Raw genomic sequence first — 21,549 nt, forward strand, 5'->3', positions numbered from 1 at the left:
GAACCCGGTTTTAAAGTTTCAGAAAGCGAAACATTCTCAAAATGCACAGTGTTTTTAACTACTTTTATTACTTTTCCCTAATTCTTCTATTTTTGTCTTATGAACAAAGTTAAGCAGATTAGTAGTTTACAAAATCCTTTGGTTAAAAGAGTATTCCTGTTAAAGGAAAAATCACGTGAACGCAGAAATTCTGGCTTATTTGTATTAGAAGGACAGCGAGAATTTGAATTGGCATGTAAAGGCGGTTATACTATTCAGATTGTCTTTTTTTGCCCCACTATTATTTCTGTAGAAAAAGTAAGGCTAATTATTGCCCGGTTTGAGAAATCTCCAGAATTGGTAGAAGTGACACAGGAGATATACCAAAAAATAGCATATCGAGAAAGTACGGAGGGAATTGTTGCTATTGCCTGTTCAAAAAATCACAATCTAAATGATATTTCATTTAGGAATAAGAATCCATTAATATTGATTGCGGAAGCACCGGAAAAACCCGGAAATGTTGGTGCTTTATTAAGAACTGCGGATGCAGCTAAATTAGATGCTGTAATTATTGTAAATAGCAACGGTGATCTTTATAATCCAAATATAATCAGAGCCAGCGTTGGATGCCTTTTTACAGTAAATATTGCAACTGGAAAAACTCAGGAGGTAATCAATTTTTTAAAAAAGAATAAAATAGCTATTTATTCAGCCACCTTGTCAGCTTCATGTAACTATACCGAGGTGGATTTTAAGAAACCTTGTGCCATTGCAGTAGGTACTGAGGCTACCGGACTTACATCAGAATGGTTGCAGGAATCCGATCAGAATATTATTATACCAATGCAAGGTGAGATAGATTCCATGAATGTTTCTGTATCGGCTGCAATTCTTATCTTTGAGGCTAAGCGGCAAAGAGAATTTCTTTAAGATTATAACCCCGATTGCCAGGTTCACTATTAAAAATTCAAACCTTTTTTAGTGCCAGCTTATTTAAATTTGTCACGTTTTTAATTGAATGATAAAAGTCTTCTATGAATAGTACTTTACTGTTTTATATAATAATAGTAATCATAGTGCTCCAATTCCTTATGGAAACTGTACTGGATTATCTCAATTCACGAAAATTTCAGGATCCTATTCCAGAAGAGTTGCAGGATGTCTTTGATAAGAAAGAATATTTAAAATCTCAGGCATATAAGAAAGATAACTACAAATTTGGCATTCTATCTTCTTCCTTTACTCTTGTTCTTACTTTAGGATTTTTAATATTTGGTGGATTTGAATGGCTAGACCTACTCGTGCGAAATATTACTGAAAACCCAATTTTAATGGCTCTTTTATTTTTTGGTATCATTATGCTAGGAAGTGATATTATTACAACGCCTTTTTCATATTATCAGACATTCGTGATAGAAGAAAAATATGGGTTCAATAAGTCTACTAGAAAATTGTTTTTTATTGATAAAATCAAAGGCTGGTTAATGATGGCTATTTTAGGAGGAGGTATACTCTCAATGGTCATTTGGTTTTTTCAATTTGCTGGTGCTAATTTTTGGATATATGCCCTTGGACTGATTGCCATATTCACGGTTTTTATGAACCTTTTTTACAGCAGGTTAATAGTACCTTTATTTAACAAACAAATTCCCCTGGAGGATGGATCACTTAAGAGTAAAATTGAAAATTACACACGTAAGGTGGGATTTAAACTTCAAAATATCTTTGTAATAGACGGATCCAAGAGAAGTACTAAGGCTAACGCATATTTCGCCGGTTTTGGAAAAGAAAAAAGGATAACACTTTATGATACGTTAATTCAGGATTTAGAGGAAGAAGAAATAGTAGCCGTACTTGCCCATGAAGTCGGGCATTATAAGCGCCACCATATTATTATAAATCTAACTATTTCAATACTTCTCACAGGAATTACACTATTCATACTATCTCTTTTTATTAATAACCCCGAATTTTCATATGCCATAGGTGTCACTAAACCCAGTTTTCATGCTGCTTTAATTTGTTTTGGAATCCTCTATAGTCCAATCTCCGAAATAACTGGTTTGGTGATGAACATTCTGTCCAGAAAATTTGAATTTGAGGCAGATGATTATGCCAAAAATACCTATGAAGCTTTGCCTTTAATCAACTCATTAAAAAAACTTTCAAAAAATAGCCTGAGCAATCTAACCCCGCATTCAGCCTATGTATTTTTGCACTATTCTCACCCACCCTTGATTCAAAGAATACGTAACCTTAAGGCATGATTTTTGTTGGTTAGTAGAAAAGATTGTGGTAAATTTATTTTATGAGTGTGGAAACGGACTTAGAGCTGGAGAACAAGCAAATTGCAAAGCAATACAAGGAACTACTTAGAATTAGTTATCAGGCATTAACTGCTAAAGATAAAAAACTAGTACGTTCTGCTTTTGACATAGCCGTGGATGCCCATAAGAATCAACGAAGAAAATCAGGAGAGGCCTATATTTTTCATCCTATAGCAGTAGCCAAGATAGTAGCTTCAGAAATTGGTCTCGATGCCGTATCTATTGCGGCCGCATTACTCCATGATGTTGTTGAAGATACCGATTATACATTAGATGATATTGAGCGAATGTTTGGTGAAACAATAGCTCGCATTGTGGACGGCCTTACGAAAATTGCCCATCTCAAAAAGGAGATGAACATATCCCAACAGGCAGAGAATTTTCGAAAAATGTTGCTAACGTTGCATGATGATGTTCGGGTAATTATCATCAAGATAGCAGATAGATATCACAATATGCTTACTATGGACGCCATGCCGGAGCACAAGCAGGTGCAAATGGCCTCTGAAACGCTTTATATCTATGCTCCCCTGGCTCATAGAATTGGACTCTATAATATAAAAACAGAACTAGAGAATCTAAGTCTGAAATACACAGAGCCGGAAGTATACAATGATATTCAGGAAAAAATTGAGCAAACCAAAGAAGAACAACAGAATTATATTGATGAATTCTCCAATATTATTCGAGATTCTTTGGATAAAGAAGGTCTTGAATATCATATAAAAGGAAGGATGAAGTCGATCTATTCCATCAGAAAGAAAATGGTATCTCAGAATGTTGCTTTTGATGAAATATATGACAAGTTTGCCATCCGCATCATTTATAAATCTGATAAACAGAATGAGAAATTCATTGCCTGGAAAATATACTCTATTGTAACAGATCATTTTACGCCCAATCCAATACGTCTTCGCGATTGGATATCTTCTCCAAAATCAACAGGTTATGAAGCACTGCATATTACTGTAATGGGCCCAGAAGGCAAATGGGTTGAGGTTCAGATACGGAGTCAGAGAATGCACGAAATAGCCGAGAAAGGCTATGCCGCTCACTTTAAATATAAACATGGAGCACAAAAAGAACAGGGAATAGAGATGTGGCTCAACCGTTTACAGGAAGCTCTGGAGAGCTCTAATGGAAATGCCGTGGACTTTGTGGAGGAATTTAAATTAAATCTATATTCGAAGGAGATCTTTGTTTTTACTCCAAAAGGTGAATTAAAATCATTACCAAAAGACGCCACCCCTTTGGATTTTGCTTTTAATATTCATACCGAAGTAGGAATGAGAACCCGGGGGGCGAAGGTAAATGGAAAGTTGGTACCTCTGAACACGACATTAAATAGCGGTGACCAAGTTGAGATCATTACATCAGAAAAAGCCAAACCCAATCAGAACTGGCTGGATTACGCTACTACAGCAAGAGCCAGAGCAAAAATTCGCTCGTCTTTGCGAGAAGAACAAAAAGAAATTGCTAAGGAAGGTAAAGAAACATTAAGACGTAAACTTAAGTCTCAAAAAATTAAAATGAACGAGGATTCCATCAATAAGATGGTCGTTCACTTTAAGCTTAATACCAGTTTGGATCTATTCTATCGAGTAGGTATCGGAGTAATTGATAATCAGATGATCAAAGATTTTGCATCATCTTATAATAATGCATTTATCAGTTTTTTCAAAAATAAGATTCGGCGTAAACCGGTTCAAGAAGATATTGATAAGGTCGAAATAACTACCAAATATGATATGCTTGTATTTGGTAAGGAGGAGGAAAAATTAAATTACACTCTATCCAAATGCTGTAGTCCAATTCCCGGAGATGAAGTCTTTGGTTTTGTAAGTGTGGCTGAAGGTATAAAAGTTCACAAGAAAAACTGTCCAAATGCTATTTCTTTGCAATCTAACTATGCCTACAGGATTATCAGTGCCAAGTGGATTGATTCGAGCCAGGAAGAATTCACTTCAGAAATTAAACTGACAGGAATTGATAATTTAGGCCTGATGAACGAGATTACAGAAATTATTTCTGATAATATGCTTGTTAATATGCGGAATCTCAATTTTAGTACAGATGGAGGTACCTTTACAGGTAAAATTACGGTTGTAGTAAAAAATAATGCTATTCTCAAAAAACTTATCAATAATTTGAAGCGGTTAAACGGCATTGAAAAGGTGACTCGGGTATAGAGATTTCCCAGAATCTTTTTGGTGTAATCTAGCGGTCATAAAATATCTATATTCGTATTTTTAGATGTACATTTGCCAATAAGATGATGACGTAATTATGGGGACCAATAAGGACCAAGAAATCGTTAAAAAAGTATTTACCGCCTTTTTGGAGGAAAATGGGCATAGAAAAACCCCCGAACGTTATGCAATCCTCCAGGAGATCTATGAAAGTGATGAACATTTTGATATAGAGTCGCTTTATATCAATATGAAGAATAAAAACTATCGGGTAAGCAGAGCAACGCTTTACAATACAATAGAACTTTTGTTGGATTGTAGGTTAGTCCGAAAGCACCAATTTGGTAAGAATCAGGCGCAGTACGAGAAGTCCTATTTTGACAGGCAGCATGATCATGTAATTCTGACAGATACCGGAGAAGTGGTTGAATTTTGTGACCCGCGAATACAATCAATAAAACAAACTATTGAAGAAGTATTCGATATTAAAATAAATAATCATTCGTTGTATTTCTACGGTACAAGAAACCACAAAGAAAAAGCTAATAACTAACCAATAAATTACCGCATGGCCGTAGATTTGCTACTAGGTCTTCAATGGGGAGACGAAGGAAAAGGAAAAATTGTTGATGTACTTACCAAAAACTATAATATTATAGCCAGGTTTCAGGGAGGCCCAAATGCGGGGCACACTTTGGAATTTGATGGCATAAAACACGTTTTACACACTATTCCTTCTGGTATATTCCATGACAATGCGATCAATGTTGTAGGTAACGGGGTAGTTATTGACCCGGTTATTTTTAAAAAAGAACTTGATAACCTTAACAAGTTTAATCTGGATATAAAATCCAAACTCCTAATTTCCAGGAAAGCTCATCTGATTTTACCTACCCACAGGTTGCTGGATGCAGCCTCGGAAGCCGCAAAAGGTAAAGCAAAAATAGGTTCAACTCTGAAGGGTATAGGACCTACTTACATGGACAAGACAGGACGAAATGGAATAAGAGTAGGAGATCTTGAACTAAATAACTGGAAGGAGAAATATCGTGCATTGGCTGATAAGCATGAATCCATGATAGACTTTCATAATGTAGATATACAATACGATCTTCAGGAATTGGAATCAGATTTCTTCAATGCTATAAAGGAATTAAAACAACTGACTTTTATCGATAGTGAGGAGTATCTTTACCAGGCTCAGAAAAGTGGAAAAAAAATCCTGGCTGAAGGAGCTCAGGGTTCCCTGCTGGATATCGATTTTGGAACGTATCCTTATGTTACTTCTTCAAATACAACCGCCGCAGGAGCATGTACGGGGCTTGGTGTACCTCCGGGGAACATAGGAGGCGTTTTTGGCATTTTTAAAGCATATACCACCCGTGTAGGAAGTGGACCTTTTCCAACAGAACTATTTGATAAAGTTGGCGCTACTATGGGAAGAGTGGGCAATGAATTTGGAGCTACTACAGGCAGGCCACGACGTTGTGGATGGTTAGATCTTGTGGCTTTAAAATATGCAGTTAGGATTAATGGGGTTTCAGAATTAATGATGATGAAAGCAGATGTACTTAGTGGATTTAAAACAGTAAAAATCTGCATAGCATACAAATACAAAGGGGAAAAAGTAAATCACCTCCCTTATAATATTGAAGCAGAAAATATTGTTCCTATTTATAAAGAAATGAAAGGATGGGAAAAGGATCTTACCAAAATGACCAGCGCAGAGCAACTCCCGGAAACATTAATAGAATACATCGATTATCTTGAAGCGGAGTTAGAAATTCCGATTAAAATTGTATCCGTAGGCCCGGATCGAAAGCAAACTATTCACAGGTAATTACATATCGATAGAAATTAGTTGGCAACTCATTATATACCTGAAATAATAAAGCTCTCTAAAGAATCGGTTCATTACTGTTTCGCCATAACCTTCAGATAAAAAACATATTATCAAATAAGGTTTCAACTCCCAATCTGAACTGACCAGAACTTCAAAAAACAGAAGTTTCAGATGAATCTATAGAATTTTCCGGAGATTTGAGCCTCTGCAGTCTATAATTAATTGGAATCAATGTTACGGATTCTTGCCTGTCTGAAATTAAAACAAATCCCGTAATTATAGAGAGTTTACTTATGAAGGACCAGGGTTACCACTAACAATGCCAAGGCCTAACAGAAAGATAATTTAGACCTCGAAGTAGAAATTGGAATTTGGTCTAAATGAAATCCTAAAACAGTGCCAATACTTATGCTTCTCTTTTAAATTATCCTATTTTTGAACAAAAATTTGGGTCTTGATCAGATTAATACTACTTAATGTATTTCTTTTTTTCTTTTGTATAGCTTCTGCTCAGGAACAGCCTGAGGAAGAAGTTAAACAGATTAATATCGTATACGGTGCGAATTTTACAAAAGACGAAGCTCAATTTCCCGGTGCATCTATATTTAGTAAAGATGAGAGGCAAGTCCAGTTTGAACACCAGGGGGCAGATCTTTGGTGCGATATAGCTATATTCTATCAAAAAGAAAATAAATTGAAGGCAATTGGTAACATCCGAATGAAACAGGGTGATTCCATTCAAATGACTGGTGGAAAAATTAATTATGATGGTAACACCAGACTTGCCAAGGCCTGGGAAAAAGTAGTCTTAAAAAATACTGGTACCGGTACCGGTACCAGTTCTGGCATGACCCTTCGAACAGACACCCTCTACTTTGACCGTGAAAAACAGGAATCTTATTATACGAGTTCAGGTACTATTGTTGATTCTGCCAATACACTTACCAGTGAAATAGGAAGATACTTTATGGTACCTGAAAAATTTCAGTTCATAGACAATGTACATATTTTAAATCCCGAATACACTATAGACTCCAAGCAATTGGATTATTATCAGAATTCTAAGAACGCCTATATGTACGGGCCTTCCACTATAACAGGTAAGACCTATAAAATATATTGTGAACGAGGATTCTATGACACCAAAATAGAAAGTGGTTATGGTATAAAAAATACGAGAATAGATTACAATAACCGAATCATTGAAGGTGATAGTGTTTATTTTGACAAAGCTTCTCAATTTGCCTCGGCCACCAATAATATTGTTGTTACGGACACTGTCAATAATGGGGTAATTAGGGCCCACTATGCTGAGGTATTTAAAGCTAAAGATTCTGTATTTGCTACTAAGCGGGCTGTATCCATAAGTTTGGTTGAACAGGATTCGCTCTATATGCATGGAGACACCTTACTTCTTACCGGGAAACCGGATAAACGAATTTTAAGGGCTTTCAGAAATGCTAAATTCTATAAAACTGATTTGAGTGGCAAATGTGATTCTATACACTTTGATCAATCTTCCGGAATAACCCAATTGATTAAAGAACCTGTTCTGTGGAATGTGGATAACCAAATGACCGGTGACAGTATCTATCTGATCTCCGATATGGAAACTGAAAAATTGGATTCATTAAAAGTAATAAATAACGCTTTTATAATCTCACTCGACAGCATAAGCATGGAAGGTTACAACCAGGCTAAAGGCAAAGATCTTTTCGGAAAGTTTATCGATAATTCACTAAAAATTGTGGACCTGGTTAAAAATACTGAAGTAATTTACTATATGTATAATGATGACGATGAACTCATCGGTATTAATAAAACAATTTGCAGTGAAATTAGGTTAACATTAGCTGAAAATGATATTGAGGATATTACTTTTTATACCAATCCGGATGGAGACATTTTTCCGGAAGTAGATCTTCCGTTGAGCAGTAGAAAACTCAAAGGGTTTATATGGCGTGGTGATGAACGAATACTTAGCAAAGATGATATTTTTGATGAAGATGACAACAATATTGAATTAGCAAAGATAAATGGGGTTGATAATCCTCTTGATCTTGAAGAAGAACAACAAGAGGAGGATGATCGTGAAGATGACTCTTCAAAAAAGTCGAAGCCTATTAAAGGTCTTATACCGAAAAAAGGACCCGCCCTTCAAAAAAAGGAATAGTTACCATGCACGAAGATTTTTTCAGATATCAGGCTCAAACCACTCCCCATCCTATGGCAATGGAAGTCTCTCATGCCAAGGGTAGCTATATTTATGACAAGCAGGGAAATGCTCACTTGGATTTTGTTGCAGGAGTATCGGTCTGTAGTTTAGGTCATTGCCATCCAAAAGTAGTTGAGGCGATAGTTGAACAAACCAGGAAATACATGCATGTCATGGTATATGGTGAATTCATACAGCAACCCGCAGTGCAGTTAAGTAAATATTTAGCCTCACTATTACCGGGTAATCTCGAAACAACTTATCTCGTAAATTCCGGAACGGAGGCAATTGAAGGAGCAATAAAACTGGCAAGGCGCTTTACTGGTCGTTCTAAACTCATAGCTGCCAGGAATGCTTATCACGGAAGTACTTTAGGTAGCCTAAGTTTAATGAATTTTGAAGAACGAAAAGCTCCTTTTCGTCCACTAATACCGGATATCTCTTTTTTAGAATTTAATTCCGAAGATGATCTTTATAAAATCTCGATGGATACAGCGGCGGTCATACTGGAAACTATTCAAGGTGGTGCGGGATTTATTATGCCAAAAGAAGGGTATCTTAAAAAAGTAAAGGATCGTTGCGCAGAAGTGGGTGCCTTATTAATCCTTGATGAAATACAACCTGGATTTGGGCGTACTGGTAATTTATTTGCCTTTGAGCACTATCAATGCGTACCGGATGTACTGGTTATGGGTAAGGGTATGGCTTCGGGTTTGCCTATTGGCGGGTTTACGGCTTCGCATGAAATGATGAATTCTTTAAGTGATTCTCCTAAATTAGGCCATATAACGACCTTTGGAGGCAACCCGGTTATAGCCGCGGCTGCCATGGCAACACTCGAGGAATTAACCAATAGCAATCTTATTCCGGAAACTCTTGAAAAGGAAAAACATTTCAGATCCAGATTAAAACATAAATACATAAAAGAGATTAGAGGAAAGGGACTAATGCTGTCTCTTATCATGAAAAATAAAGAACTTGCCAATAAACTTATTCTTTCTTGTGCAAAAAAGAATTTAATTCTTTTTTGGCTGCTTTTTGAATCAAAAGGGGTTCGAATTACTCCTCCAATGACCATAAACGCAGAGGAAATTGACCGGGGTTGCGACATTATAATGCAAACTTTAAATGAGTTATAGCAATAATTTGTTAACTATTTTGTTAATAATATAGCCCTAAGTTGGAATTAAAGGTAGTTCCAAAAGACTATTTTTAAATCCATAGATTAACCAAGCACGTTCCTATGGCGTTAGATCCTAACGAAAGTCAAAATCAACCAATAACGAAGTTTGAGTCCATGTTGAAAACGGATGACGTTTATTTTTTTGACGCAGAAGATTTCGAAGACATAATTCATCACTATCTAAATAACGGGAAAATATCCTTAGCGAAGAAGGCTATTAAAATTGGTCTTAAACAACATCCGGGGGCCATGGATTTAAAGCTTTTGGATATAGAGGTCCTGGTATTTGAAAATAATCTGGAAGTTGCTGAGAAGCTGCTAGATGAGCTTCAATTGATGGATAGCACTAATGAGGAAATTTATATTCAGCGCGCTAATATCTATTCAAAAAAAGACAATCATGAGGCGGCCATAGACATGCTAAAAAAAGCTTTGGACCTATCTGAAGATAGTTTTGACATTTACTCATTATTGGGCATGGAATACTTGTTCATGGATAATTTTGAGAAGGCCAAAGATAATTTTATAAAATGTGTGTCTTTTGATGAACAGGATTATTCTTCCCTTTATAATGTAGTCTACTGTTTTGAATTTATGGAGGATTATGAAGGTGCTATAACTTTTTTGAACGATTTTCTTGAAAGAAATCCATATTGCCAGGTGGCCTGGCATCAACTGGGAAAACAGTATTACACAAAAGAGATGCTCCCCGAGGCTTTAGCGGCATTTGATTTTGCCATAATTGCAGACGATTCCTTTATAGGGGCTTATTTTGAAAAAGGTAAAGTCCTGGAAAAAATGGGAAAACACAACGAGGCAATTGAAAATTACGAAACAACAATAAAAATAGAAGATCCTACCTCACATGCTTACCTGAGGATTGGAAAATGTCATGAAAAACTAAACAACGACGAACTTGCAAAATTCTATTTCTACCAGACTGTACATGAGGATCCACTACTCGACAAAGGTTGGTTGGCAATTACTGATTTTTACTTTCGTAAGAAAAATTATGATAGGGCCTTGTATTATGTAAATAAGGCGATAAATATTGATGGTGAAAATGCTTTATATTGGAAAAAATCCGCTAAAATTCATTACATCCTTCAAAATCTGGATGAAGCTGATTTTTCTTATAAACAAGCAGTAGATCTTGGAAATTATGAATTGGACACCTGGTTAAATTGGGCGGAAGTCGTTACAAAGAACAGTGATATTGATTCTGCTGTTCAAATTTTGATCCAGGGCCTTCAATTTTACCCTGAAGAAGCTGAAATAGAATATAGAATGACTGGCTTATATCTTATGTTAAGTAATTCTGAACAAGCAAGATTCAGATTTATTAACGCACTAAAATTAGACATCTCTAAACTCACTATTTTTGAAGAGGCATTCCCTGAATATTACAACTCTATTTGGACCCAAAACATAATTAGTAATATTAAAAAGGCTTACGAATAAAAGAGCTATTTTTGTTTTTTTATTTTTTTAATGGGTCATCGCAATTTATTAAGTTATATTATTATTTCTCTTAAAGGAGTCGCCATGGGTGCTGCAGATGTAGTACCGGGTGTTTCCGGTGGTACCATAGCGTTTATTTCAGGGATCTACGAAGAACTTATTACTTCTATAAATGGCCTAAATTTTTCCCGGATTAAAATCTTACAAAATGAGGGATTCAAACCCTTCTGGAGAGCTATTAATGGAAATTTTTTATTTGCTCTTTTTTCAGGCATTTTCATAAGCGTCTTTTCTTTAGCCAGGATGATTAGTTGGCTCTTAGTAAATCAGCCAGTATTGCTTTGGTCCTTCTTTTTCGGACTCGTATTAGCCAGTATATTTTTTGTAGCCAGGGCTATTGAAAAATGGAATTTGGGAACAATTTTGGCCTTTGTTTTAGGAACAATAGTTGCCTATTATATTACAACACTTCCTGCTTCAGAAAACACCGCAAGCTTGCCTTTCCTATTTCTTTCCGGAGCGCTTGCTGTTTGCGCTATGATATTACCTGGAATTTCGGGTGCTTTCATATTGGTACTTCTCGGGTCCTATAAAACCATTTTGGACGCTGTGCACCAAAAAGACTTTTATATTATTGCTACAGTTGCTACTGGGGCTATATTTGGCCTTTTAAGCTTTGCAAGACTTTTAAAATGGATGTTTGAAAATTACAAGAACACTACTTTGGCCCTTTTAACAGGTTTTATATTGGGTTCTTTAAGCAAAATATGGCCATGGAAAAGAGTTTTGGAGACAAAGACATTTGGTGACAAAGTAATACCCGTAAAGGAAATAAACATATCTCCTTTTCAATATGAAGGTGATAACCAGTTACACTTTGCCATCCTATTAGCTTTACTTGGATTTTGCGTTATTTTTATACTTGAAAGAGTAGCTACAAAAAGTAAAAATTAACTCCAATGCAGAAGCCAAGAACTTTTCTTGATAAATTATTTCTGATTATTAAGGGATTGGGAATGGGTGCTGCAAATAAAGTTCCGGGTGTCTCAGGAGGTATTGTAGCCTTTGTCGCCGGCTTTTATGAAGAGTTTATTTATTCACTCCGTAAAATCAATCTAAAAGCTTTTAAATTGCTTTTTAATGGCAGGTTTAAAAGTTTTTACCGTTACGTAAATGGGCAATTTTTATCGCTACTGATATTTGGAATGTTAGTTAGCTATTTTAGCGTCTCCAAAATACTGGACTATTTTCTTGACCGACAAGAATTGTTTGTTTGGGCTACTTTCTTTGGAATGATAATAGGTTCCATATATTTCATTGCCAACGACTTTAAACATTGGCATAGAGGAACAATTTTGGCTGGTCTGCTAGGATTTATAGTGGGCATTTCCATTAGTTTTTTAAGCCCAGCCAAAGAAAATGACAATTTGTTATTTATCTTTCTCTGTGGTATTATAAGCGTTTCCGGAATGACACTCCCGGGCTTATCCGGATCATTTATCTTAATATTATTGGGTAATTACGTATTGCTATTGGTAGATTCTGTAAATTCCTTATACGATACTATGGCTGAAATGATAAAAGGTGATTTTAGCTTCTTAGAGAACCAAATGCGGTTAAGAACTTTGAAAATTCTTGCCGTATTTACAATGGGATCTGCAACAGGTTTAGTTACGCTATCCCATCTCCTGGGATATGTATTAAAGCATTACAAACATATCACTTCTGCAGTTATAATAGGGTTTATTACCGGTTCTTTGGGAGTGGTATGGCCATGGAAAAATGCTATTTATGTCAAAGATGATCTGGGTAATATAGCCATTGATTCAAACGGGGATAAGATAATTATGAACTATGAAAGATATATTCCGGATTTTTTCATTAGCGAAACCTGGTGGGCAATCATGTTTATAGCGTTAGGAATTGGCCTGTTAATAGGGTTGGAAAAATATGGCAAAAACAGAGCAAAAAATACATAGTTTTGGACTAATAGGAAAGGATATTTCCTATTCTTTCTCTAAAACATATTTTAATAACAAGTTCACTTCAATGAACCTGGTGAACCATAGCTATGAAAATTTTGACCTCTCCAAAATAGAGGAATTTCCCGCTCTAATAAAAAAACATAACACGCTAAAAGGTTTAAATGTTACAATCCCGTATAAAGAGGCGATAATTCCCTATTTGGATAGTTTAAATAAAAAAGCGGAGCGCATCGGGGCTGTGAACACAATAAAATTTACAAAGGACCGTCTCAAAGGATATAACACAGATGTTTACGGTTTCAAAAAATCTTTCGAACCATTATTGCAAAAATCCCACAATAAAGCTTTGATTCTCGGCACAGGCGGGGCCTCTAAAGCTGTTGCATTTGTTTTAAAAGAATTAGGTATCTCGTTCAAATACGTTTCAAGAAACCCAATAGGAGATCAGATCGGCTATGCAGAATTAAATAAGAAAATTATTAGTTCGTACACCGTGCTTATTAATTGCACCCCATTAGGTACTTTCCCCGATACTGATGCCAAACCAAATATTCCATATGAATTTCTTAATTCAAACCATTTGCTTTTTGATCTTATCTATAATCCTGTAAAAACTGCATTTCTATTATCAGGAGAACGCAAAGGTGCAATTATTTGTAATGGTGAAAAGATGCTGGAGCTACAAGCCGAAAAAGCCTGGCAAATATGGAATTCCTGATATTCTGAACCTGAAGTTTTGTATTAGACCAACCTCATAACAGTTGGCGTATTAATTGATGCATAAAAGTAGTTTGATTACCTTTGTAGTTATAAATGCTGTTAGTATCTTACGATGGAGGATCTAACAAATCCATAGAAACATTAAATAAAATGTTGGAAAATAAAGACCATAAACTACAGGATAATGTAGAGGGAGAAGTAAATTCAGAAACTACTGAATCTAAACAGGAATCAGAGAAAAGCACTGAACCAGAAAATAAATCCAAGGAAGTAATAACAGCCGATAATGATGAAACTGTTAAAGAGGACGTCCATGATGAAATAAATGAATCTAACGCGGAAGACGCCGAAGACAAAGACAATCATCGGAGGCATCATATTCCAATCCAGGATTATCACGCCATGTCTATGGAAAATCTGGTTGGGGAATTACAGAGATTGGTTCGAAATGAGAAAGTGCAGGCCATTAAAAAACATGTCGATGGCATAAAATACGAATTTGACTTAAAATTTCTTGATTTTTTAGAGCATAAAAAAGAAGATTTTATAGCCAAGGGTGGTAACGAAATTGACTTCAGATATAATTCTGTTACCAAACGGCAATTCAACGAGGTCTATTCTGAATACCGTGATAAAAGAAATACATACTATAAAAGTCTAGAGCAAAATCTAAACGAAAACCTTGCAAACAGACTGGAAATTATTGCTGAGCTTAAGGGGCTCGTGAATGTTGAAGAAGATATTAACACCACCTACAGAAATTTTAAAGACATTCTGGAAAGATGGCGAAATGCAGGACCAATCCCAAGAAATAACTACAATGATGTATGGAGAACATACCATCACCATATTGAGATTTTTTACGACTTCCTGCATCTTAACAGGGAATTAAGAGACCTGGATTTTAAGCATAATTTAGAGGAAAAGTTAAAACTAGTTGAATGTGCTGAAGCCCTGGTTGAAGAAGAGGACCTCAATAAAGCGTTTAGGGAATTACAAACACTTCATAAGGTTTGGAAAGAAGATATTGGGCCGGTTGATAAAAAACATCGAGAAGAAATTTGGGAACGCTTTAGTAATGCTACCAAAGCCATGCACCAAAGGAGACAGAATTATTTTAAGGATCTTGACAAAGTGTATGAAAAAAACTTGGAAAAGAAAAAAAGCACCATTCAAAAGATTGTCGAAATAGGATCTCATATGGCCAGCAATCATAAAGACTTGCAACAACAAATAAGAGATATAGAGGAACAACGAGAAATTTTCTTTAAGGCCGGTAAAGTACCACAGAATGTAAATGAACAAACCTGGGCAGATTTTAAAGAAGCTGTTCGAGGGTTTAACAGAAATAAAAACGCCTATTATAAAAAACTTAAAAAAGATCAGCAGGATAACCTCCAGAAAAAAAGAGACCTTCTCGGCCTAGCAGAATCATTAAAGGAAAGTGAGGACTGGGATAAGACAACCTCTGAAATGAAAAGAATTCAGAGGGAATGGAAAACTATTGGGCATGTGCCCCGAAAATATTCCGATAAGATTTGGAATGATTTTAAAAATGCCTGCAATCATTATTTTGACAGGTTGCATGCCGTAAAAAATAAAGCTCATACGGAAGAGTCTGCAAATTTTGATAATAAATTCGCTTGTCTTGAGAAACTTAGAGCATTTGAACTGAGTGGTGATAAAGAAAAAGATTTGACCACAGTGAAGTCTTTTATTGAAGAATGGAAGTCCTATGGCAGGGTTCCTTTTAATAAAAAGAATATTAATGTGAAGTTTAACACCATTCTGGATGCTATTTTAAAAAAGCTTGATGTTAGTAGACAAGAATCGGAGCTAATGAAATATGGAAACAAGCTTAAAAAACTTGCAAACGCAGATGATGAAAGAGCCCTGTTGAATGAGCGAACATTCATCCGAAGAAAGATAGATGAAAGCTTAAATGAAATTCGCCAATTAGAAAACAATTTACTATTCTTCTCAAATGCTTCAGGAGGCAATCCTCTTGTTAAAGATGTTGTAAAGAACATAGACCGTCAGAAAGAAACCTTGGCAACTTGGAAAGCCAAGTTGAAAAATCTGAACATTATGCAACATAATCTTAACAAAGAAGAAATTCAGGCAAATGAAGATCCCGACAGTTCATTGGATGAATAAGACATTTGTATGAAATATCCTCCACATAATTACCCATCATTTTTCGTTAAAAATTAATAAAGTGGCATTATTTATCTTCTGGATTAATTAATTTAAAACTCTTTTATTTTTATATTTCTAAATTAGATTCTGCCAGTTTCAGCGGCCTGAACTGCAATATAAACCTCAGATAAACCATCATTGTAAATATCCTTTGGAAGTTTACGATTAATCAAGGTAAGGATTTGGTTACTTTTACAAATAATTTTTTGGCTATTCCAACTTCCCGGAGTTTATGAATATTCCGAATAATTTAAGCTAAATTTTAGAAGAAATGGACTTTATTAATGAGACACTCAACTGGTGCAAAGGAGAAGTTTTTGAGGGTAAAATGAGCCTCTTATTTGGACTGTTCATTCTACTAATAAGCCTGGCTTATTTTAAATGGGGAAGTACCCCGGGAGCCAGAGCCATGTTTTTGCCTTTACTTGTAATTGCCATCCTGACCATAAGTGCAGGAATCTACCTCGTAAGTACAAACCAGAAACGAATGCCCAGATATGAAATACAGTTTAAAGAAAATCCACAACAGTTTTTAGAAAGCGAAAAAAAACGGACAGCAGATTTTATAAGATGGTATCCAATTACACAAAAAATATTTTTTGGTGTTATGATCCTGGGTATGCTTTTTTTGCTGTTATCACATGCCCCAAATATCCGAGCAATTGGTATTGCATTAATGCTTTTATCATTTTATGTATTTGTGCTGGACCATTTTTCTGAAGAAAGGGCTACTCTCTATTATTCCAAAATTGTTGAACATTCCCTTAATTAAAAGTATCTTGCTTTCTTTTTTAGAGCATGCGAATTCCTTTAATTGTTTTCTTTATGTTTATAGGCATTGGATCTGTGGCCCAGGATCCTTCCCGTTTTCAGGAAGAAGTTCAGGCAATTCAAGAGAAATACGAGACACTATGGGACAGCACCAAAGAGACTATAGTTTTTACAGGTAGTTCTAGTATACGAACTTGGAAAAACCTCCAGGTAATTTTTCCTGAATACCAGATAGTTAATTCGGGTTTTGGTGGCTCTCAGGCAACTGATTTATTAGCGTATACAGATGAATTAATATTACGATACAATCCGAAAAAGGTTTTTATATATGAGGGAGATAATGATTTAAATGATCATAAAAAACCTAAGAAAATTATTTACGTGACTAAAGAAATAATAGCCAAAATAAGGAATTATAATCCTGGTACCCGGATTGTTATTATTTCTGCCAAACCCAGTTTGGCCCGCTGGCATCTAAAAAGAAAAAGATCTGGATTATGCCAATATTTGGGATATCATGCTTGATGGAAAGAAATTACGACAAGATATATTCATTGATGACGGTCTCCACCTTAATTCTAAAGGATATGAGTTATGGGATCAGATAATTAGTAATTATGTTCAATAAAAATTGTGATAATGATAAATTCAACTCTTTTAAAACCGTTTGTACTACTTTTTGTAATTGCTTTGTTTATTGGATGTCAAGAGCATAAGATGAAAGAAATAGTATTTCCTCCGACAGACCTGAGTTTAGAAAATCTGATTCCAAAACCACTGAAGATAGTTCCTACCCATGACGCCTTTGGCTTAGATCATACTACCGCGATCTACACTTCACAAACCGACAATAGTTTTGAAGAGGTAGGTTCCTTTCTTGCCGATAAAATAAAATCGAAAACGAATTTAAGGCTTGCCGTAAACAAAACAGATGCCGGACAGGTTGACCGAATGATCTTTATAAATCAATCTGAAAGCGACGAACTTGAAGGTCCGGAAGCCTACCAATTATATATTTCTAAAGATTCAATTATACTTAATGCAAAAACATCTGAAGGTGCATTTCGCGGAGTACAGACCCTTAGACAACTCATCCCGGAAACAAGTAATGATACACTTGCCGAAATGCCATTATGGCCCATCCCGACAGGAAAAATTTTGGATAAACCTAATTTTGAATACAGGGGTTCCATGTTAGATGTTGCACGACATTTCTTTAGCGTTAATGATGTAAAAAAATATATTGATCTTCTCGCCTACTATAAGATAAATGTGCTGCATCTGCATCTGACAGATGACCAGGGCTGGCGGATAGAAATCAAATCATGGCCAAAGCTAACCGAAGTTGGGGGTAGTACAGAAGTTGGTGGAGAAGCAGGCGGTTTCTTTACACAGGAAGAATATAAGGATATCGTGGCCTATGCACAGCAAAGATATATGATGATAATTCCTGAAATTGATATGCCCGGACATACTAATGCGGCTTCAGTCTCCTATCCCATTCTAAATGGAAATGGAAAAACTCCGAAATTGTATGAGGGTACTAAGGTGGGATTTAGCACTTTTGACACCAGAAAGGATACGGTTTATACTTTTATTGATGATGTGGTGCGTGAGATCTCTGCTATTACACCAGGTCCATATTTCCATATCGGCGGGGATGAAAGCCATGTGACCAAAAAGAACGACTATAACTTCTTTGTCAATAAAGTAGAAAAAATTGTTCAAAAGTATGGTAAGCAAATGATTGGATGGGATGAAGTGGCAACTGCAGATCTGGATAGCACATCTATTGCACAGTTCTGGGACAGCGAGAAAAATGCCATGGAAGCTTCTCGAAAAGGAATGAGGGTAATTATTTCACCTGCAAAAAAAGCATATTTGGATATGGAATATGATACCCTTTCCAAACATGGACTCCATTGGGCAGCATATATTCCTGTTGATACAGCATATATATGGTCTCCAGAGAGTTATGCGGGTATTCCAAAAGAAAACATTTTAGGTGTTGAGGCTCCTCTTTGGTCCGAAACTATAAGCAATATTGATGAATTAGAATATCTGGCATTTCCAAGGGTTATCGGGTATTCTGAACTGAGCTGGAGTACTGAAGAAAACCGAAATTGGGAAAATTTCAAGGTACGCCTGGCCAATCAGGCTCCATATATGGAACGAATGGATGTAAAATTTTACCCATCCAAATTAATTGATTGGAAGGAAAGTAGATTTACTTATAAATCTATTCAAAAGGACTAGTTTTTAAAGTAAACTATTCTTCCTCGTCTGCCTTATCAGCATCTTCAGAAGATGCCGTAAAATCTGTAATTCCATGATCGTGTAAAATATTATACCATTGAATAACTTTCTTGATATCGCTTACATAGACCTTGTCCTCATCGTATTTAGGCAATACTTCAAAAAAATATTCCTCAAGGCTTAATTTATCATCTTTATGCTTAACAGAGGTTTTACCTCCTTTTTCCTTGATTTGAATTTTTTGAAATACGGCTCTTAGCGGAAGTTCTTCCTCCAAAGTATAAATAGCAATTTCAGATAGCACACTCACATTACTGCTCATGCCCACAGTAACTTTTTTATTATCCAGTAAGGATTCCGCTACAAGACCTGTTCTGGTTTGGGTAAGCAATCTATAAAGCCCGGGCCTCCCTCCAATTGATAGTATTTTATCTAAACTCATAAATATTTTTAAAATAATAAATGTTAAACTCTATTAAATAAATCTTCCAGTTTAGCGTACTTTTTTCAAGTCAGGAAAACGCATTTTATACTCCACATTAATTTTACCTTTAGAGATATTAGTAAGTTTGCCTTTCAGTAGCCTTTTTTTAAGGCTGGAGAGCTTATCCGTAAAGAGAATTCCCTCTATATGGTCGTATTCATGTTGTATAACTCTGGCCAAAAGTCCATCATAAGTCTCTTTATGAGGATTGAAATTCTCATCCAAATAACTAATTTCAATAGTATCCAGGCGGGTAACGTCCTCACGGATATCGGGAATGCTTAGGCAACCTTCATTAAAAGCCCAATTAGACCCGGTCTCCTCCTCAATTTTGGGATTAATAAATACTCTTTTAAAATTTTTTAGAGCATCCTGTTCTTCAGGAGATAATTCATCATCATCTGCAAAAGGTCCTGTATCTACGATAAATAATCGAATTGGCAGTCCAATTTGTGGAGCAGCCAATCCTACACCATTTGCATTATACATTGTTTCCCACATATTGGCGATTATTTCCTTTATTTGGGGGTAGTCTTTTTTTATAGATTTCCCTATTTTTCTTAAAATAGGATCCCCGTATGCTAAAATAGATAAGGTCATTCTACTATATTCTGTTTAAATATGACTGTAAAATCAGGGTTGCGCTAATTTCGTCTATCAATTCTTTATTCTGACGTTGCTTTTTTTTAAGCCCTGATTCGACCATGGTTTGAAAAGCAACTTTTGATGTAAATCTCTCATCTTGCCGATCAATTGGAATTAATGGAAAATAAGTCTTTAACTTTTTCAAAAATACCTGAATTGATACTTCTGATTCAGATGGCGTATTATCCCACCGTTTGGGCTCTCCAACAACTATCACTGCAATATTTTCTTTGGCCGAATAATCTTTCAGATACTGCAAAAGATCTTTGGTGTTAACGGTAGTTAAACCAGAGGCAATAAGCTGCAACTCATCAGTAACCGCTATCCCAGTTCGTTGTTTCCCAAAATCTAGTGCAATAATTCTTGCCAAATCAATTTTTTTGCAAAAATAAGGGATAATTTGTTACGCCTATAAAAATTAAAGATTTATTAATAGTTACCTGTTATCTTTGCCCAAATTATTCTTACAACATGAATACACTCCGAAATACCATTGAAAATGCCTGGGAAAATCGAGAACTCCTGAAAGAAACTAAAACACAAGATGCTATAAGGGAAGTGATTCAATTAATTGATGATGGAAAATTACGATGTGCTGAACCTGTAAAGGGAGATTGGCAGATAAATGAATGGGTTAAAAAAGCAGTTGTACTTTACTTCCCAATTCAAAAAATGGAAACCCTGGAAGCAGGGATTTTTGAATACCACGATAAGATTCCGCTTAAGAGAGGCTACAAGGAAAAGGGGATTCGTGTAGTTCCACACGCTGTAGCCAGACATGGTGCCTACATTTCAAAAGGCACAATCCTCATGCCTAGTTATGTAAATATTGGTGCCTATGTAGATGAAGGCACTATGGTTGATACCTGGGCCACCGTTGGGAGCTGTGCGCAAATTGGTAAAAACGTACATTTAAGCGGAGGTGTTGGTATAGGAGGGGTTTTAGAGCCCTTACAGGCTGCCCCTGTTATAATTGAAGACAATGCCTTTATTGGTAGCAGATGTATTGTCGTTGAAGGAGTAAGAGTTGAGCAGGAGGCAGTTTTAGGAGCAAATGTTGTTTTAACGGCTTCCACAAAAATTATTGATGTCACCGGTGTCACTCCTGTAGAGCGAAAAGGTTTGGTTCCTGCAAGATCTGTAGTAATTCCCGGTAGTTATACGAAGAAATTTCCTGCGGGAGATTTTCAGGTTCCCTGTGCTCTTATTATTGGTGTTCGCAAAGCGAGCACAAACAAAAAAACTTCCTTAAATGAAGCTCTCAGGGAGTATAACGTAGCTGTATAATT

The 21,549-nt window shown here is 35.9% G+C and carries 19 protein-coding genes; 16 read left to right on the top strand and 3 right to left on the bottom strand.

From position 1 onward, the window contains the following. Positions 1–99 precede the first annotated feature (99 nt). From Q0X66_RS04010 to Q0X66_RS04080, 15 genes are all read left to right on the top strand, one after another. The gene (locus Q0X66_RS04010; RefSeq protein ID WP_297703437.1) at positions 100–912 is read left to right on the top strand and encodes an RNA methyltransferase; all 813 of its coding nucleotides are present in this window, start codon (positions 100–102) and stop codon (positions 910–912) included. Positions 913–1,016: 104 nt separating this feature from the next. After that, positions 1,017–2,249 carry a M48 family metallopeptidase gene (locus tag Q0X66_RS04015; protein ID WP_297703441.1) on the top strand — a complete coding sequence of 411 codons (1,233 nt, stop codon included), beginning with the start codon at positions 1,017–1,019 and terminating at the stop codon, positions 2,247–2,249. A 41-nt stretch (positions 2,250–2,290) separates the two neighbouring features. After that, a complete protein-coding gene (locus Q0X66_RS04020; protein ID WP_297703443.1) occupies positions 2,291–4,498 on the top strand; it encodes a RelA/SpoT family protein in 2,208 nt (735 codons plus the stop codon). A gap of 97 nt (positions 4,499–4,595) precedes the next feature. Beyond that, on the top strand, positions 4,596–5,051 hold the full coding sequence (locus Q0X66_RS04025) for a Fur family transcriptional regulator (RefSeq protein ID WP_297703445.1): 456 nt from the start codon (positions 4,596–4,598) through the stop codon (positions 5,049–5,051). 15 nt (positions 5,052–5,066) lie between these two features. Beyond that, on the top strand, positions 5,067–6,338 hold the full coding sequence (locus Q0X66_RS04030; protein WP_297703447.1) for an adenylosuccinate synthase: 1,272 nt from the start codon (positions 5,067–5,069) through the stop codon (positions 6,336–6,338). A 457-nt stretch (positions 6,339–6,795) separates the two neighbouring features. After that, positions 6,796–8,514 (top strand): OstA-like protein, encoded by a 1,719-nt coding sequence (locus Q0X66_RS04035; RefSeq protein WP_297703449.1) that lies wholly within the window; start codon positions 6,796–6,798, stop codon positions 8,512–8,514. Between the two features lie 5 nt (positions 8,515–8,519). Further along, positions 8,520–9,695, top strand: a complete 1,176-nt coding sequence (locus Q0X66_RS04040) for an aspartate aminotransferase family protein (protein ID WP_297703451.1) — start codon at positions 8,520–8,522, stop codon at positions 9,693–9,695. A 104-nt stretch (positions 9,696–9,799) separates the two neighbouring features. Beyond that, entirely contained in the window at positions 9,800–11,200 is a 1,401-nt protein-coding gene (locus Q0X66_RS04045) for a tetratricopeptide repeat protein (RefSeq protein ID WP_297703453.1), read from the top strand. Between the two features lie 30 nt (positions 11,201–11,230). Further along, complete coding sequence (locus Q0X66_RS04050) at positions 11,231–12,154, top strand: DUF368 domain-containing protein (RefSeq protein ID WP_297703455.1); 924 nt, start codon at positions 11,231–11,233, stop codon at positions 12,152–12,154. A 5-nt stretch (positions 12,155–12,159) separates the two neighbouring features. Continuing rightward, positions 12,160–13,179 carry a DUF368 domain-containing protein gene (locus Q0X66_RS04055; protein WP_297703457.1) on the top strand — a complete coding sequence of 340 codons (1,020 nt, stop codon included), beginning with the start codon at positions 12,160–12,162 and terminating at the stop codon, positions 13,177–13,179. Further along, a complete protein-coding gene (locus Q0X66_RS04060) occupies positions 13,151–13,903 on the top strand; it encodes a shikimate dehydrogenase (RefSeq protein WP_297703459.1) in 753 nt (250 codons plus the stop codon). The genes Q0X66_RS04055 and Q0X66_RS04060 overlap by 29 nt, the downstream gene beginning before the upstream one ends. Positions 13,904–14,055: 152 nt before the next feature. After that, positions 14,056–16,062, top strand: a complete 2,007-nt coding sequence (locus Q0X66_RS04065; protein WP_297703705.1) for a DUF349 domain-containing protein — start codon at positions 14,056–14,058, stop codon at positions 16,060–16,062. A gap of 313 nt (positions 16,063–16,375) precedes the next feature. Then, complete coding sequence (locus tag Q0X66_RS04070; RefSeq protein WP_297703461.1) at positions 16,376–16,876, top strand: hypothetical protein; 501 nt, start codon at positions 16,376–16,378, stop codon at positions 16,874–16,876. A gap of 53 nt (positions 16,877–16,929) precedes the next feature. Next, positions 16,930–17,400, top strand: a complete 471-nt coding sequence (locus Q0X66_RS04075) for a GDSL-type esterase/lipase family protein (protein ID WP_297703463.1) — start codon at positions 16,930–16,932, stop codon at positions 17,398–17,400. A gap of 114 nt (positions 17,401–17,514) precedes the next feature. Next, the gene (locus Q0X66_RS04080) at positions 17,515–19,131 is read left to right on the top strand and encodes a family 20 glycosylhydrolase (RefSeq protein ID WP_297703465.1); all 1,617 of its coding nucleotides are present in this window, start codon (positions 17,515–17,517) and stop codon (positions 19,129–19,131) included. A gap of 13 nt (positions 19,132–19,144) precedes the next feature. Here the strand turns inward: Q0X66_RS04080 and Q0X66_RS04085 are convergent, their stop codons facing one another. Genes Q0X66_RS04085 through ruvX form a run of 3 tightly spaced genes read right to left on the bottom strand, consistent with a single transcriptional unit; the run spans position 19,145 to position 20,630 of the window. Continuing rightward, positions 19,145–19,573, bottom strand: coding sequence for a DUF5606 domain-containing protein (locus Q0X66_RS04085; RefSeq protein ID WP_297703467.1), 429 nt, complete (start codon positions 19,571–19,573; stop codon positions 19,145–19,147). Positions 19,574–19,624: 51 nt separating this feature from the next. Then, entirely contained in the window at positions 19,625–20,215 is a 591-nt protein-coding gene (gene def, locus Q0X66_RS04090) for a peptide deformylase (RefSeq protein ID WP_297703469.1), read from the bottom strand. 4 nt (positions 20,216–20,219) lie between these two features. Next, positions 20,220–20,630, bottom strand: a complete 411-nt coding sequence (gene ruvX, locus Q0X66_RS04095) for a Holliday junction resolvase RuvX (RefSeq protein WP_297703471.1) — start codon at positions 20,628–20,630, stop codon at positions 20,220–20,222. 101 nt (positions 20,631–20,731) lie between these two features. On the opposite strand from ruvX, the gene Q0X66_RS04100 reads away from it, so the two are divergent. Beyond that, entirely contained in the window at positions 20,732–21,547 is an 816-nt protein-coding gene (locus Q0X66_RS04100) for a 2,3,4,5-tetrahydropyridine-2,6-dicarboxylate N-succinyltransferase (RefSeq protein ID WP_297703473.1), read from the top strand. Positions 21,548–21,549 lie beyond the last annotated feature (2 nt).

This window comes from uncultured Eudoraea sp. (assembly GCF_947260015.1).
In the GTDB taxonomy this organism is placed as follows: Bacteria; Bacteroidota; Bacteroidia; order Flavobacteriales; family Flavobacteriaceae; genus Eudoraea.